The organism is Streptomyces sp. NPDC002809 (genome assembly GCF_040295435.1).
Lineage (GTDB): Bacteria > Actinomycetota > Actinomycetes > Streptomycetales > Streptomycetaceae > Streptomyces.
In genome coordinates, this window is record NZ_JBEOVJ010000048.1 from 43,345 (window position 1) to 58,794 (window position 15,450).

16 protein-coding genes are annotated in these 15,450 nt (G+C 70.9%); 10 read left to right on the forward strand and 6 right to left on the reverse strand.

The window, feature by feature from the left end:
- Positions 1-354: 354 nt before the first annotated feature.
- Together ABT025_RS25445 and ABT025_RS25450 are read right to left on the reverse strand one after the other, a co-directional pair.
- Complete coding sequence (locus tag ABT025_RS25445; protein WP_350998829.1) at positions 355-1,029, reverse strand: formylglycine-generating enzyme family protein; 675 nt, start codon at positions 1,027-1,029, stop codon at positions 355-357.
- 92 nt (positions 1,030-1,121) lie between these two features.
- Complete coding sequence (locus ABT025_RS25450) at positions 1,122-1,514, reverse strand: nuclear transport factor 2 family protein (RefSeq protein ID WP_350998832.1); 393 nt, start codon at positions 1,512-1,514, stop codon at positions 1,122-1,124.
- Positions 1,515-1,584: 70 nt separating this feature from the next.
- On the opposite strand from ABT025_RS25450, the gene ABT025_RS25455 reads away from it, so the two are divergent.
- From ABT025_RS25455 to ABT025_RS25480, 6 genes are all read left to right on the forward strand, one after another.
- Entirely contained in the window at positions 1,585-2,184 is a 600-nt protein-coding gene (locus ABT025_RS25455; protein ID WP_350998835.1) for a PadR family transcriptional regulator, read from the forward strand.
- Positions 2,185-2,200: 16 nt separating this feature from the next.
- Positions 2,201-2,569 carry a hypothetical protein gene (locus ABT025_RS25460; RefSeq protein WP_502972025.1) on the forward strand — a complete coding sequence of 123 codons (369 nt, stop codon included), beginning with the start codon at positions 2,201-2,203 and terminating at the stop codon, positions 2,567-2,569.
- A 353-nt stretch (positions 2,570-2,922) separates the two neighbouring features.
- Positions 2,923-3,600 carry an ABC transporter permease gene (locus ABT025_RS25465; protein ID WP_350998838.1) on the forward strand — a complete coding sequence of 226 codons (678 nt, stop codon included), beginning with the start codon at positions 2,923-2,925 and terminating at the stop codon, positions 3,598-3,600.
- Positions 3,597-4,274, forward strand: a complete 678-nt coding sequence (locus tag ABT025_RS25470; protein WP_350998841.1) for an ABC transporter permease — start codon at positions 3,597-3,599, stop codon at positions 4,272-4,274. Before ABT025_RS25465 ends, ABT025_RS25470 begins: the two co-directional genes overlap by 4 nt.
- Positions 4,271-5,221: an ABC transporter substrate-binding protein gene (locus tag ABT025_RS25475; protein WP_350998844.1), complete on the forward strand. Its 951-nt coding sequence runs from the start codon at positions 4,271-4,273 to the stop codon at positions 5,219-5,221. The genes ABT025_RS25470 and ABT025_RS25475 overlap by 4 nt, the downstream gene beginning before the upstream one ends.
- Positions 5,222-5,348: 127 nt before the next feature.
- Entirely contained in the window at positions 5,349-6,089 is a 741-nt protein-coding gene (locus ABT025_RS25480) for a DUF6193 family natural product biosynthesis protein (RefSeq protein WP_350998847.1), read from the forward strand.
- A 288-nt stretch (positions 6,090-6,377) separates the two neighbouring features.
- On the opposite strand, the gene ABT025_RS25485 is transcribed toward ABT025_RS25480, so the two are convergent.
- Complete coding sequence (locus ABT025_RS25485; RefSeq protein ID WP_350998849.1) at positions 6,378-7,124, reverse strand: SAM-dependent methyltransferase; 747 nt, start codon at positions 7,122-7,124, stop codon at positions 6,378-6,380.
- 116 nt (positions 7,125-7,240) lie between these two features.
- Between ABT025_RS25485 and ABT025_RS25490 the strand changes: the two genes are divergently transcribed.
- Entirely contained in the window at positions 7,241-8,119 is an 879-nt protein-coding gene (locus tag ABT025_RS25490) for a phosphotransferase (RefSeq protein ID WP_350998851.1), read from the forward strand.
- A gap of 248 nt (positions 8,120-8,367) precedes the next feature.
- On the opposite strand, the gene ABT025_RS25495 is transcribed toward ABT025_RS25490, so the two are convergent.
- Both ABT025_RS25495 and ABT025_RS25500 read right to left on the reverse strand, forming a co-directional pair.
- Positions 8,368-9,297: a DUF6807 domain-containing protein gene (locus tag ABT025_RS25495; protein ID WP_350998857.1), complete on the reverse strand. Its 930-nt coding sequence runs from the start codon at positions 9,295-9,297 to the stop codon at positions 8,368-8,370.
- Entirely contained in the window at positions 9,294-10,445 is a 1,152-nt protein-coding gene (locus ABT025_RS25500; RefSeq protein WP_350998875.1) for a Gfo/Idh/MocA family protein, read from the reverse strand. Before ABT025_RS25500 ends, ABT025_RS25495 begins: the two co-directional genes overlap by 4 nt.
- A 268-nt stretch (positions 10,446-10,713) precedes the next feature.
- Here ABT025_RS25500 and ABT025_RS25505 point away from each other — a divergent pair, with 268 nt between their 5' ends.
- On the forward strand, positions 10,714-11,346 hold the full coding sequence (locus tag ABT025_RS25505) for a LysE family transporter (protein WP_350998859.1): 633 nt from the start codon (positions 10,714-10,716) through the stop codon (positions 11,344-11,346).
- A gap of 123 nt (positions 11,347-11,469) precedes the next feature.
- A complete protein-coding gene (locus ABT025_RS25510; protein ID WP_350998862.1) occupies positions 11,470-12,618 on the forward strand; it encodes a serine hydrolase domain-containing protein in 1,149 nt (382 codons plus the stop codon).
- Positions 12,619-12,739: 121 nt separating this feature from the next.
- Here ABT025_RS25510 and ABT025_RS25515 read toward each other — a convergent pair whose 3' ends face one another.
- Positions 12,740-13,912: an ABC transporter ATP-binding protein gene (locus ABT025_RS25515; RefSeq protein ID WP_350998864.1), complete on the reverse strand. Its 1,173-nt coding sequence runs from the start codon at positions 13,910-13,912 to the stop codon at positions 12,740-12,742.
- A 104-nt stretch (positions 13,913-14,016) separates the two neighbouring features.
- Here ABT025_RS25515 and ABT025_RS25520 point away from each other — a divergent pair, with 104 nt between their 5' ends.
- Positions 14,017-15,312: an alpha/beta fold hydrolase gene (locus ABT025_RS25520; RefSeq protein ID WP_350998867.1), complete on the forward strand. Its 1,296-nt coding sequence runs from the start codon at positions 14,017-14,019 to the stop codon at positions 15,310-15,312.
- Positions 15,313-15,450: the final 138 nt, after the last annotated feature.

Here is a 15,450-nt window from a genome sequence, read left to right on the forward strand (position 1 = left end):
GGGCGGCCGCCCGGACACCTACTTCGAATCAACACCGTGCCCCGCCGGCCCGCAACCGCCGGGAGCCGCCGAGCCGCCGTGAACCGAACCGGGTCGACGCACGGCGGTGATCCGTACGCGCATGCTGCCCTTCTCGCGACTGGCCCGGGCGTAACAGCGGCCTCGGTCCTGGACGACGCCGTCCAGGACACCGCCGTCCGGATCGGCCTGCTCAAGCCTGTACACGGGCGGCCCGCGCTCGGCGGCCGCCGTCCTGTGTACCGTTCCGCCCCGGTGGTCGGCCGGGTCGGCCGCAGCTCCGGCTCCGGGTCCGGATCGAGCACCCGCCGGCCGGCCCGCGCAGCCGGGAGCGGCTCAGCTCGGACCCGAGCGGGCGACGCGGAAGCCCGTGTCGTCGATCCGGAACGTCGGGTGGCTGCGGCGTCGCACGGAGGCCCGGCAGCTCCAGCGCTCGTCGAACCAGCCGCCACCGCGCAGCACCCGGTAGGTGCCGTACACCTCGGCGTCGTAGACGTCCCAGCACCACTCCCACACATTGCCCAACGTGTCGTACAGGCCCCAGGCGTTGGGCTGCCGGCTGCCCACCTCGTGCGGCCGCTCCTGCGAGTTGCCGCGGTGCCAGGCGATGTCGTCGAGCCGCCCGTAGCGTGCCGCCGTCGTGCCGGCCCGGCACGCGTGCTCCCACTCGGCCTCGGCCGGCAGCCGGTACCCGCCGGCGGCCGTGTCCCACTCGACCTGCGCGGCATCGGTGTGCAGACGGTAGGCGGGCGCCAGACCCTCGCGCCGGGACAGGGCGTTGCAGAAACGGACGGCGTCCAGCCAGGAAACCCCCTCGACGGGCAGCAGTCCGCCCTGCGCGGTACTCGGCCGCTCGCCGGTGACCTGTGTGTACTGGGCCTGGGTGACGGGGAACGCCGCGAGCCGGTACGGCGCGAGATCGACCGCCCAGCTGTGCTGCGTGCGACGGTCGGACAGAGTCACCCGGCCCGGCGGAACGTCGACCAACTCGATCTCGGTGCTGGTGTCCATAGGACGCTGACCCTATCAACGGCGTTCCCTGTGGAAGGTACGCGAACCGTGTCAACCGGCCTGTCCGTCCAGGGGGGTTGTGGAGCGCGTGATCAGCCTGCCGAGGCCTCACGGCTGATCTGCTCGAACCGGGCACCCATGGCCGCGGCCAGTGCCTGCGCGGCCGAAAGGGGCCGGACCATGACCATCAGGTCGTCGATCTCGCCCGCCTCGTTCATGTGCAGGAAGTCGCAGCCGTTGATCTCCCGGTCGCCCACCTTCGCCACGAACACGAGTGCGTGATCGCGGCCGTCGTCGCTCGCCATCTCCCGCACGTATCGGAAGTCCGTGAAGACCTCGGTGACCGCACGCAGGATCGCGGCGGTGAGGGGCCTCCCGGGGTAGGGCTTGAATGCCACCGGGCTGGTGAAGACGACGTCCTCGGCCAGCATCGCCTCGACCGCGCCGAGGTCGTGGGCCTCGACGGCTTTACGGAAGGGATGCATTCCACACTCCATAGTCAATTTGTTGAATAGGTGCGAATGAGAATAATCGCATAGGTGTTAGCCTGTCCAGATGTCTCTCAAGTACGCGGTCCTGGCGGCGCTGCTCGAAGGCGAGGCCTCCGGTTACGACCTGGCCAAGGTCTTCGACGTCTCGGTGGCGAACTTCTGGTCCGCCACTCCGCAGCAGCTCTACCGCGAGCTGGACCGGTTGGTGGAGAGCGGCCTGATCGAGGCCCGAGTGGTCGAACAGCAGCGCAGGCCTAACAAGCGGGTGTTCACCCTCACGGAGACCGGGCGCGGCGCGCTCGCCGGATTCACCGCCGACGCGCCCCGCCCCACGGCCATCCGCGACGAACTCCTGGTCATGACCCAGGCCGTGGACGACGGCGACCGGGACGCCGTGCGCGCCTCGGTCGAGGAGCGCATGGAGTGGGCGCGCGCCAAACTCGCCCGCTACGAACGGCTGCGGAACCGCATGCTGGACGGCCGCGACGAGGACACGTTCGTACGTGAGACGGAGCGCATCGGCCCGTATCTGACACTGATGCGCGGACGGTCCTTCGAGGAGGAGAACGTGCGCTGGGGGGAGAGGGTCCTGGAGATCCTGGCGTCCCGTGCGGATGCGCACCCCGCTCGCCACGAGGCTCCGTCCAGCGGACGACAGGGCTGAGCCATGAGAGGCGTTGGTGCCTGACGCCCACTTCGAGGGTCAGGGCCTCACCGGCGCGCAGACCGCTCACATCGTGAGCGGATCCACTCCGCACCCCGGTGCCTCCCTGAGCGATCCCGCGGTGCTGAACGGCTCGCTCGGCGATTTTCTGGCGACGTACCTCAAGTGCCTTCTCGACGGCGCCGAACCGGCCGATGGCGTGGCCGCGTTGCTGACCGGTGAGACGTGGGAGCCGGTGACGATGGACACGGGGCACCGGCCGATGTTCTCCAGGCCGGACGAGCTCGTCGGGAATCTGAACGGTGTGGCGGCACCAGGACCGGCCGTCGGCCCGCCGGGGATCAGGCTTTCCCCCTCTGGTGCAGACGGGCGGCCCGAGCGGTGAGGTAGCGCTGCTCGGGGAGGCTGGTGGTGCCGGCCGCAGCGGCGCGGTACTGGACGAGGTCGGCAGGGATGTCGCCGGCCAGCTCCAGCCCAGCGTGCGCAGCTGCTCATCGAAGGCGGGCGACCCGGCGGCCGGGTGCCTGGCAGGCGTGGACATCGGCACTCCCTGATCGTCGGTGTGCGCCAGTGTGACGCACACCCCGCTGGCGGGACGGGCGCGACTGGGTCTCCGTACCGGAGGCGGAGGAAACCTCCGCGACGATCCACTCCGCCCGCGGGAGCGCCACCCCACGTGCCCCTCGAACAGTCGAACAGGACGCGCGCTCCCGCCCCGCCCAGGGCTGCAATGAACAGGTGACCGCGCCCCCGGACGACTGCCTCGCGCGCAACGAGTGGATCTGCGGGGCCTATCTGAGCAGCCGTCGGCACATTCTCTGGGACGCCGTGGTGCAGCATCTTCAGCTGACCGCGGTCGCCGTACTCGTCGCACTGGTGATCGCCCTGCCGCTCGCCCTCGCGGCCCGCCGCTGGCGCTGGGCCCCAGGTCCGGTGCTGGGACTCACGACAGTCCTCTACACCGTCCCGTCGCTCGCCATGTTCTCGCTGCTGCTCCCCGTGTACGGACTCTCCGCCTCGCTCGTCGTGGCCGGCCTCGTCCTGTACTCGCTCACCCTGCTCGTGCGGAACATCCTGGCAGGGCTGCGCGCCGTGCCCGAGGAGACCCGGCAGGCGGCGCGCGGCATGGGGTACGGCCCGGTACGGCTGCTCGTCGCCGTGGAACTCCCGCTCGCCCTGCCGGCCGCGATGGCGGGCCTGCGCATCGCCACCGTCTCCGCCGTCTCCCTGGTCACCATCGGCGCGATCGTCGGGTACGGCGGACTGGGCAACCTCATCTACTCCGGCATGAACACCTACTTCAAGGCCCAGGTGCTCACCGCCTCCGTCCTGTGCGTCGTCATCGCCGTCGTCGCCGACCTGTTGCTCCTCCTTGCGCAGCGCCTGCTCACCCCCTGGACACGGAGGCAGTCGTGAACACCCTCTCCGACGCCTGGACCTGGCTCACGACCTCGGCGCACTGGTACGGCGAGGACGGCATCTGGACCCGGCTCGCCCAGCACCTCGTCCTCACCGTCGTCTGCCTGCTGATCAGCTGCCTCATCGCTCTGCCCGTGGCCCTGGTCCTCGGGCATCTCGGCAAGGGCGGTGCCCTCGCCGTCAACATCTCCAACATCGGCCGGGCGGTCCCCACCTTCGCCGTCCTCGTCCTCCTGCTGCTCACTCCGATCGGCAGGTTCGGGGAGGGACCGACCGTCGTCGCGCTCGTCCTGTTCGCCGTACCGCCGCTGCTCACCAACGCCTACGTCGGCATGCGCGAGGTCGACCAGGACGTCGTACGGGCGGCCCGGGGCATGGGCATGACGGGCCGGCAGATGCTGACCCAGGTGGAGGTGCCCCTCGCCCTGCCGCTCATTCTGACCGGTGTACGTATCGCCGCGGTCCAGCTCGTCGCCACCGCCACCATCGCCGCACTGGCGGGCGGCGGGGGACTGGGCCGCATCATCACCGCCGGCTTCAATCTCGCCTCCACCGCCCAGGTCGTCGCCGGGGCCGTGCTGGTCGCCGTGTTCGCCCTGGTCGTGGAAGGGCTCTTCGAGCTCGCGCAGCGAATCGCTCCCGACCGCGCCCGTGGCGGGAACACCGGATGAGCGCCCGGCACGTGATCGCGTTGCTTCTGTTTCTTGCGCCGGTTTCCGCGTGCACCAGCGGACCCGCGCTGGAGAACCAGGGCGACGTCACCGCCCCGCCCGGCGACAGCAGACACCTCACCATGGGCTCGGCGGGATTCACCGAGAGCGATCTGCTCGCCCGGATGTACGCCCTGCTGCTCGACCGGGCCGGATACTCGACGAAGATCATCTCCGTCACCAACCGGGAGATCTACGAACCGGCTCTGGAAAGCGGGCAGATCGACGTCGTCCCGGAGTACGCCGCCACCTTCGCCGACTGGCTGAACGCCAAGAAGAACGGCGCCGACGCCGCTCCCGTCGGCTCACCCGACCTCGGCACCACCATGAAGGCCCTGCGCGCCCTGGCCGCACCCCGTGGCCTCACCGTCCTCGACCCCGGCCGAGCCGTCGACCAGAACGCCTTCGCGGTCACCGGCGCCTACGCGGCGAAGCACCACCTGAAGTCCCTGAGCGACCTGGGGAGGTCGGGCCTGCCGGTCCGTCTGGCGGCAGGCGACGAATGCGTCCGGCGTCCCTACTGCGCCCCCGGGCTGAAGAAGACGTACGGCATCGACATCACCGGCGTGGATCCCAAGGGGGTCGGCACCACCCCGGCCAAGCAGGCGGTCCGGAGCGGCCGCGACCAGATGGTGCTGACCACCACCACCGATGCCACCCTCGACGAATTCGGCCTCGTCCTGTTGTCGGACGACAAGCACCTCCAGAATGCCGACCACCTGGTACCCGTCGTCAACCGGTCACGGGCGGGCAGCGAAGGCGTCCGCTCGGCGCTGGACAGACTGAACACCGTACTGACGACCGAGGACCTGGCCCGGATGAACGAGCAGGTGGACAGCCGGCGCAGGCTTCCCGAGGACGTGGCCCGCACCTATTTGCGGTCCCACGACCTCGTTCCCGGCGAGTGAGCGCCCTGGCGCCGGCGGCCGCACCCGTCGCACCTGCGGCCGCCCGCTGACGTGCAACGGGGCCGGGGCCGTGTCCGGCTGATCAGGGCCTGCACAGAAGGCTGAGGACAGGGCAGAATCGGGAGCCGTGTCCACCCCTCCTGATCCCGCAGCCCTGTACCCCGACGTCGCCGGCCTCGGCAGCCTGGCCACAGCCCTCCGGGCCGAGCAGGACAGCCGCCTCGGCGACACCCCCGTCACCGCCTCGGCCTCCGACCCCCTGCGCCGTGCGACCGTCGCAAGCACCCAGCCGCACCGCGAACCGCTGGAGATCAGCGCATGGTCACACGAACGACGATGGTCGATCCGGGGAACGGAGCCGTTCCAGACCCTGCCCCTCATCGACGGCACGACCGACGACCTGGCAGAGGTGGCCGAGGCGGCCAGGGCGTGGCACGACGGGACGCCCCTGGACGGCATACGCCGCGCGGCTCCTTTCGTCCACCTGACCGGCCGGTTCGAGGTGCCCGACAACGATCCCGTGCGTTTGACCGACTCCGAGTGGCAGAGCATGCGCCAGGAGGCGACCGAACTGGAGTACGCCTGGCAGGCGACGTACCAGAACCTCGTCGAGGCGGCGCACGCCGAGCCGACGCTGCGTACCCTCTATCCGTTCACGAGCCACTGGGCGGTACGTTTCTCGACCACCACCCGACCGCACCTGACTGTCGTCGGGCCGTGCCTGAGCGCGAACAGCGACAGCACATACGGAGTGGGCAGGGGCATCATCAGCCAGGACCTCGGCCAATTCGGCACAGCGGACGAGGCCGTTGCCGTGGCCGTACGCCACCTGCCGTCCGTTCCCGGCCCTGAGCCGCTCGGCGGATGACCCTTGCCCGGCAAGCGGATCCTTCGGATGAAGAGCACCGGGACTTCGTGCACACGTGAGGAACAGTGCGACCGAGCTTCTCGGCGCAAGGTGTTGTGAACGGTTCGTCGGGAGGGGCGAGCTCGGACTTCGCGTGCCCCGAGCGGTGGAGGAAGCCGGGGTACGGGATCCGGCCGAGGACGCTCGGGCCCGTCGCTCGCCCGGGCCGCCGAAACCATCGCGCGGTGACGACATGTCCCGTGCGGGGCCCGGACGGTGTGACGTCCGGTCCCGCACGGAACGGGAGCGTCAGCGCTTCATGAGGGCGAAGACTCCCCAGCCGAGGTACTCACGCGTGGAGCGCGCGTAGCGGGCGGGCTCGGTGGTGAGTTCCTCCCGTACGTCGGGGGCCAGTTCGTCGTCCGGGTTCCGGTCGAGCCAGCGGCGCATGCTGAGCCACTGGGCCGCGACGTACCGGTCCCAGCTGTCCTGGTCGGCCAGCATCATCTCCACGACGTCGTACCCGAGATCCTGGAACTGCCCGATCAGGTCCGGGAGTCGCAGGAAATCGGCGATGCCCGTGGCGTGGCAGGCCATGGCGGTCTCCTCGTCCGGAGGTGTCCGCAGCCAGTACGGCTCACCGACCAGCATCAGACCTCCGGGCCGGAGACTGCGGCCGAGCAGCTCGGTCGTTCCGGCGACACCGTTCCCGATCCACGTGGCGCCGACACAGGCGGCCAGATCGACCGGCTGGTCCGCGACATGGCCGGAGGCGTCACCGTGGACGAACTCGACCCGGTCGGCGACGCCGAGTTCGACGGCGCGGGCTCGGGCGTGCTCGGTGAAGGCCGTGCTGATGTCCACGCCGGTGCCCGTGACCCCGTGGTCACGTGCCCAGGTGCACAGCATCTCGCCCGAGCCGCTGGCCAGGTCGAGCACCCGTGTCCCGGGGGCGAGGCGGAGTGCTTCGCCCAGGGCGGCGAACTTGGCCGCGGTCAGCGGGTTGTGGATCCGGTGGCCGCTCTCGCGGATGGTGAAGATGCGGGGAAGGTCCATGACCGCATTTTCCGTCATACCTCCTGGCGGGAGGAGCGGTTGATGGCACATCGAAGGCGCGCGACGTGCATGCCGGGATTGCCGATTGCGCGGCAGGTCCGGCGATAATCGGCCCGGTGACCTCCCTGCCACAGCGCTGGGCGCGTGCTGAGCGGCTCGACGCCGCCCGGACGGTCGACGCCCTTCACGCCCGGACCGGTGTCCGCCTGACCCTGGACGGCCCGTGCCCGGGCGGACAGGTCGGTGCCGCCTATGTGCGCTGGCCCGACCATCACCGCTCCGTCCTCAAGTGGCGGCCACACAGCCGCGTGGCGGACATGGAGGCCGGCCCGCTCGCCGTCACCGAAGTGCTACGACTGGGCGGATATCCGGCGCCGGCCACTGAGTTGACCGCCCAGGTCGGCCACGCGGTGGTCCTCGTCCAAGAGCTCCTGCCGGGCACGAAGATCGAGCGCCTCGACCACCGCGGCCTGGACCAGGCGCTCGCACTCAACCGGTCGCAGGCCGACCGGCTTGCCGACCACCCCGATATCCCGGCAGTGAAGCTCTTCCTGCGCGAGGACGGGCCCGGATACTGCCTGCACGAGCCCTTGCGCCGGCACGACCGTCGCAGTGCCGCGCTGGAACACTGGATCGCCGATGTCGGTGCGGAGTACCCCGCGCACCTGGCCGGGCAGGACGCTGTGCACATGGACTTCCACCCCGGCAACATCCTGGCGACCGGCGGCTCGGTCACCGGCGTCGTCGACTGGGACGGTGCCGCCCGCGGTGACCGGCGATTCGACCTGATCACCCTGCGCTTCGGGATACACGCCATGAATACCGACCCGAGCGTGACGCAGCGCCTCGACGCTGTCCTCGACTCGCTCCCCGAGGACGTGCTGCGGCCGATTTGGGCTCACATGAGCCTTCGCATGGTCGACTGGGCCATCCGACACTTCACCCCGGCCGACGTGGAACAGTGGCTCGACCTCGCCGGACAGCGCGTGAAATGACGGCGCCGCCGGCATGGCACGGCCGTGTGCCGGAACGATTCGGACCCGGCCTTCCCGGCCGGCGGACCCGGCCTTCCCGGCCGGCTCGACGCCACCCTTCCCCGGAGACGCCGAGCAACAGCCTCTCGTTCCCGTTCAGGAAGGCACTTCTGCGATTCCGTCCACCGCAACCCCCGGTCCGCACGCCGACGGAGACGGCAAGGCGCGGGTGGGTGAGGCCGGTTCGGGCGGTCGCCGGCCGTACCGGATCACCAGGCCAGCTCTGCGAGCCTGGCCTCGATCCGCTCGCGGTCCCATGCCCCGTCCGCGACCACCACCCGGTAGCGCCGGGTCAACGTGGCCCCGGGCTCCAGCACGAGCTCCTCATGGAAGGCGAAGGACGGGGCGACCGCGGCGAAGGGGTCGTTGCGGACGAACCAGTGCGCGGGATGCTCACCGCCCGCCCCCGTGTGGTCGTTCTCCGGAGCGTGGGCGAAGACGAGCGTCGCATGTCCGTCCACCCCGTCGTGCTCGCCGCTGTACGCCAGCCAGGGCGCCTGCCGCCCCATCACCTCGGGCCCCTCGCCGTCGGGGGTGAGGATCTGGCCGTCACGGAAGGCGCGAGGGCCGCGCCAGAACAGCCCCGTGTAGCCCGCGCCGTCCCGCCCGTGGGTGGTGGGACTGCCGAACCGCAGCGGTTCCTCCCGGCGGTTGGTGACGGCGGACGACCATGTCAGCACCCAGCTGCCGGACACCGGATCGACGTCGTGCACCTCGACCCTGCGCACCTCGTCGGCCCACAGTTCGCCGCTGTACGGATGCCAGCTCAGCCGCTCGCCGACCGTGGCCCCGTCCTCCCGCACAGACACCTCGTCGAACCCGCGGTGCGCCATGGAACCCACCCGCTCGGGCAACGGCTGATAGCCCTCGCCCGGCACATAGGTGTTACCGCCCCACAGGTTCTGCCCCGACAGATGCGAGGCGGTCAACTGCAGCCCCTTGTGCCAGCGGTGGTCGTTGGGCCGGTAGTCCGTCACCACCCGGTCGAGGAGTGTGCGCAGCGGATGGATGTACGGCTTCGGCGCCTCCCAGGGCGCCTCGGGCCGGTACACGTAACGCAGCAGTTCCACCCCGCTGTCCGCCACCGAGACGGTGATGTGGTCGCCGTGGCGGTGCACCAGGTTCAGCCGGCCGGTCACGTGCTCGCCTCCGTCGGCTCCGGCGCCCAGCCGGGGGCATTGCCGTGCAGGGCGCTGTAGTACGGATCTCCGGGGCCGATCTCGCCGGCCCGGACGGTGTTCCCGGTGAAGGCCGCCTTGTACAGGGCGGCGACCAGTTCCAGGCTGGTACGGCCGTCGGCGCCACTGCTGCGCGGACGGCGGCCGGCCCGCAGATCGCGGAGCAGACCGCGCAGTTGTGCCTCGTGGGAGCTCGGCACATCGGCGCCGAAGTCCCGCCAGCCGGCCACCTGTTCGGCGGGCACCCCGGGGGCGGGGGTGATCCGCCAGTCGGCGTTGCGATGGCCGTACAGATGCGTGAGTTCGACCGTGGCCCGCTCGCAGTCGATCCGGATCCGGCTGACCTCGTCCGGGCTGAGGACGCTGTTGACGATCGTGGCCATGGTGCCGTTCTCGAAGCGGACGAGCGCGGTGGAGACGTCCTCCGTCTCCACGTCGTGCACCAGCCGTCCGGCCATCGCGCGGATCTCCGACCACGGACCCAGCAGATCGAGCAGCAGATCCATCTGATGGATGCCGTGGCCCATGGCGGGGCCTCCGCCCTCCATGTCCCAACGCCCGCGCCAGGGCACGGAGTAGTACGCCTCGTCCCGGTACCAGGTGGTCTGGCAGTGGGCGACCAGGGGCCGCCCCATCGCCTGTTCGGCCAGCAGCGCCCGGACGTGGTCCGAGCCGGAACCGAACCGGTGCTGGAACACGATCGCGGCGTACGGACCGCCCCTGTCCGGGCCCTCTGCCGCCTCGATGGCGTCGAAGTCCTCCAGCGACGGGCACGGAGGCTTCTCGCACCAGACCCAGGCCCCGGACCGCAGCGCGGAGATGGTCTGATCGCGATGGAAGCGGGGCGGGGTCCCCAGGGTGACCAGATCGGGACGCTCCTCGGCGAGCATCCGGTCGAGGTCCGTGTACGGACGCCCGGCGCCCGCTTCGGCGCAGAACGCCTCCGCGGACGCGGCGTCGACGTCGACCGCCGCGACGATCTCCAGGGGCTGTTCGACGGCCAGCGCACGCAGGGCCGGTAGATGGCTGACGCGCGCGATCGCGCCGGTGCCGACGATCGCGACCCGGATCGGCCTGCTGGGGGAAGCCTGGCTGGGCGTGACAAACACCTCCACGGTGAGGAGGCGCCCACCGGATAGCAAGCGCTTTCTCCGAGCGGAAACCTAGGCTTTGTGCAGGGTGTGGGTCAAGAGAGACAGCTCCTGGACCGCTGTTCGCCGGCGCAGGCGAAAAGGAGTTGCCCGGCTGCCTGCGCGGGTTGCAGCATCTGCCCATGACCACGGACTTCGCCCTCATGCTGCCGGCTCCCACCGACCGACCGGTGACGAGCGGCCGACAGCAGCCGGGCCACCCGAGGAATCCGCCACGCCGACGCGGATGACGGCCGTCCTGGTCGCCGGACTGCTCGCCGGATACGGCATCGCCATGCCGGTCGGGGCCGTCGCGACCTACCTCGCCGCCCTCACCACACGTACCTCGCTGAAGACCGGTGCCTTCGCCGCGCTCGGTGTGGCGACCGCGGACGGGCTCTACGCGCTGATCGCCGTCGTCGGGGGATCGGCGCTCACCCCGTTCATCGAACCCGTCATGCTTCCCTTCCGCTGGGCGTCTGCCGCTGTCCTTGTCGCTCTCGCCGTCCGCGGTGGCGCCGGCGCGCTCGGCGCATATCGCAGCGGCGCCGCGGCCAGCCCCGCCGACCGCGCCCCCCTCACCCCCGCACGGGCCTACGTGGCACTGCTGGCGATCACCCTCATGAACCCGATGACGGTCGTCTACTTCGCGGCCCTGGTCCTGGGCAGCGGGGCGGTCGCTGCCGCGGCCCCCGCGCACCGGGCCGTCTTCGTCCTCGCGGCCTTCGTCGCGTCCGCCAGCTGGCAGCTGCTCGTCGCGGGCGGCGGGGCGCTACTGGGCCGGGCACTGACCGGGAGCCGGGGGAGACTCGTCACCGCGCTCGCCTCCAGCACCCTCATCACGGTGCTCGCCGTCCGCCTTCTCCTCCCGTCCTCCTGACCCGGACGACGGTCCGCCGCCCGCATCGCCGGGATGGGGCGGCGGACCGCCCGGCGCGGTGCGATGAGTTCGCACCGGTGCGGGAGTCAGCATGGTGACCCCCATGCGAGAAGGCGGAGAGCGATGAGCACCCTGCGCGAAGTACTCGAGACGCACGTACGTGACGGATCGGTGCCGGGAGCCGTGGGCCTTGTGGCCCGTGGAGACCGGGAGGAAGTGCGGTCGGTCGGCGGGGCCGGCACCGGCGATGGCAGGCCGATGGCCCCTGACTCCATCTTCCGGATCGCCTCTCTCACCAAACCGATCACCGCGGCGGCGGCCATGATGCTGATCGAGGACGGCCGGATCGAGCTGGACGCCCCGGTCGCGCCGTGGCTCCCCGAACTGGCCTCACCCGTGGCCGTGCGTACCCCCGAGAGTCCGGTCGACGACGTGGTCCCGGCCGCCCGGTCCATCACCGTGCTGGACCTGCTGACCTTCCGGGCCGGATTCGGATTCCCGTCCGACTTCTCGCTGCCCGCCGTCGCGCCCTTGTTCAGCGAGCTGAAGCAGGGCCCGCCGCAGCCGCAGGCCGTCGCCGCACCGGACGCCTGGATGGCGGCACTGTCGCGGATCCCGCTGCTGCACCAGCCTGGGGAGGCGTGGCTGTACAACACCTGCTCGGACATCCTGGGCGTCCTGATCGCCCGGGTCTCGGGGCAGTCGTTGCCGGACTTCCTGGCCGAGCGACTGTTCGAACCGCTCGGTATGACCGACACCGGGTTCGAGGTTCCCGCGCAGAAGCTGGACCGGTTCACCAGCTACTACCGGGCCGGTGAGGCAGGGGCCCTCGAACTCGTCGACGCCCCCGACGGACAGTGGAGCAGCATGCCGGACTTCCCGTCCGCGGCCGGCGGCCTGGTGTCGACCGCCGGCGACTGGCACGCCTTCGGCCGGATGCTGCTCGCCGGCGGCACCGTGGGCGACCGCCCTCTGCTGACGTCCGAATCGGTGCGGCAGATGACGACCGACCACCTGACACCCGCACAGCGCAAGGCGAGCGGACTGTTCACCGAAGGGCAGGGCTGGGGGTTCGGAGGCTCGGTGGACGTCGAGAGGACCGACACCTGGAACGTACCGGGCCGCTACGGCTGGGTCGGCGGCACCGGCACCACGGCGCACATCGTCCCGGCCACCGGAACGGTCGCGATCATGCTCAGTCAGGTCGAGATGGCCGGCCCCCGACATCCCCTGACCATGCGGGACTTCTGGCGTCACGCTGCCGGCGGGTGAATCCCGTACGCCCAGGAGTCCGCGTGAGGCATCCGTCTCGGAGTCGAAGTGCACCTGACCATGCGGGACTTCCGGTGTCACGTCGCCAGCCGGGTGAATCCCGTACGCCCGGGAGCCCCCGTCAGGCATCCGCCACCGAGTCGAACTGCACCTCGTCGCGTCCCACGCCCCGTGCGTCCGCGTCCACCGAACGCCGCAGGGCCTCATGGAGTTTGGCCGGAGTCAGCACGCCGAGGAAGCGCGCCCCGTCCAGTACCGCCACCCACCCGGCATCGTGCTGGAGCATCTCGCTGAACGCCTGCTTGAGCGGGGCGCCCACCGGCACCCACGCGTCCATCCGACGAGCCAGTTCGGCCACCGTCCCGTGCTGCCCGTTTCCCCCGGCGCCCCGCAGCGCGTCCGCCGACACCCAGCCGTGCAGCTCACCGGCTCCGTTCAGCACCACCGCCCACCGCGAGCCCGATGCGCCGAGCCGGGCCGCCGCCACCGAAGCCCGCTCGTCCAGCCGGGCGACCGGCGGCTCCTCCAGGTCGTGCGGTTCGATCGTGGTGACCGACAGCCGCTTCAACCCGCGGTCGGCGCCGACGAACCGTGCCACGTACGGAGTCGCCGGCGAGCCGAGTACCGCACCCGGGCTGTCGAACTGCTCGATCCGCCCCTCCCCGTACACCGCGATCCGGTCACCCATCCGCACCGCCTCCTCGATGTCATGGGTGACCATCAGGACCGTCTTCCTGACCGTGGCCTGCAAGCTCAGGAACTCGTTCTGCAGGTGTTCCCGCACCACCGGGTCCACCGCACCGAACGGTTCATCCATCAGCAGCACCGGCGGGTCCGCCGCCAGGGCCCGGGCCACCCCGACCCGTTGGCGCTGGCCGCCGGAGAGCTGGGCGGGATACCGCGAGCCGTACGTCCCGGGGTCCAGGCCCACCAGATCGAGGAGCTCGGCCGCGCGTTCCCGGGCCCTGGACCGCTTCCAGCCGATCAGGGCCGGGACCGTCGCCGTGTTGTCGAGGACGGTCCGATGCGGGAAGAGCCCCACCTGCTGGATGACGTAGCCGATGCGGCGGCGCAGTCTCACCGGGTCGGTCTTCGAGATGTCCTCGCCGTCGACCAGGATCCGGCCCGAGGTCGGTTCGATCAGCCGGTTCACCATCATCATCGTGGTGGTCTTGCCGCAGCCCGAGGGGCCGACCAGCGTGACCAGTTCCCCCTCGGTGACCTCGAAGGACAGCTCGTCGACGGCGATCGTCCCGTCCGGGTAGACCTTGCCGACCTGCTCGAACCGGATCATGACTGCACGGTAGGAGCCGGACATGTCCGTCGCACATGGGCCGGGACCGTCCGGGGCACGGCCATGTGCTGAACTGTCCGTGAACCATCGATCCAGGAGCCCCCTTGAACAGCTATCGCCTGCCCGGCCTCGTCCTCACCGACCGTTACTTCTCGGTACCTCTCGATCACACCGACCCGGGCGGTGAGCAGATCGAGGTCTTCGGCCGTGAGGTGGTTGCCGGCTCCAGGGCCGGTGAGGAGCTGCCGTGGCTGGTGTACCTGGAGGGCGGCCCCGGCTTCGGCGCCCGGCGCTTCACCGGTGCGGAGGCGTGGCTGGGACGGGCGGTGAAGGAGTTCCGGGTGCTGCTTCTGGACCAGCGCGGCACCGGACTGTCCACCCCTGCCAACCGGCAGACCCTGCCGCTCCGAGGCGGTCCGCGTGAGCAGGCCGACTACCTCGCGCACTTCCGTTCCGACAGCATCGTGCGCGACTGTGAACTGATCCGTCCGCAGCTGACCGGGGGTGCGCCCTGGACCGTCCTCGGCCAGTCCTTCGGCGGCTTCTGCGCGGTCCGCTACCTGTCGGCGGCACCGGAAGGCCTCAGCGCCGTCCTGATCACCGGCGGTCTGCCCTCCCTCGACGCGCACGCGGACGACGTCTACCGGGCCGCGTACCCGCGGATCGAGCGCAAGGTCGCCGCGCACTACCTCCGCTACCCGCAGGACGTCGAGCGCGCCCGCGCGATCACCGCTCACCTTGCGGAGCACCGCCCGGAGAGCGCCGGGCACCGGCTCACTCCCGAGGGATTCCAGTCCCTCGGCATCATGCTCGGCGGGGGCAACGGCAGCCACCAACTGCACTACCTGCTGGAGAACGCCTTCGTCTCCACCCCGCACGGCACCGAGCTCTCCGACACCTTCCAGGAGGCCATGCGCACGGCCAACTCCTTCGCGGGACACCCGCTGTACGCACTCCTGCACGAGGCCATCTACGGCCAGGACGAGCGTCCCACCGGCTGGGCGGCCGAGCGGGTCCGCGCGGAGTTCCCGCAGTTCGACGCGGCGACCACCCTCAAGGGCGACGGCCCGGTCCTGTTCACGGGCGAGAGCATTCACCCCTGGCACTTCGACGTCGACCCCGCGCTGCGCCCCCTGCGCGAGACCGCCGAACTGCTCGCCACCCGCGGTGACTGGGAGCCGCTGTACGACATCGAGCGCCTCGCGGCCAACGAGGTGCCGGTGGCCGCGGCCGTCTACCACGACGACATGTACGTGGACACCGCGCACGCGCTGAGCACAGCCGCAGCGATCCGTGGGCTGCGCACCTGGGTGACCGACGAGTTCGAGCACGACGGACTGCGCGCGGGCGGGCCCCGCGTGCTGGACCGGCTGCTCGCCCTGGTCCGCGACGAGGTCTGAGTTCCGGCAGAGCGACAGCCGCGTCGGCCCGGGTGGGAGTCACCCGCGCCGGAACAGGATGCTCAGCGCCTCGCTGGTCGCCGCCTATCCCGAGCAGGATCTGGCCGTCATCAAGCTGGACGACGTCCCGGACGGGCT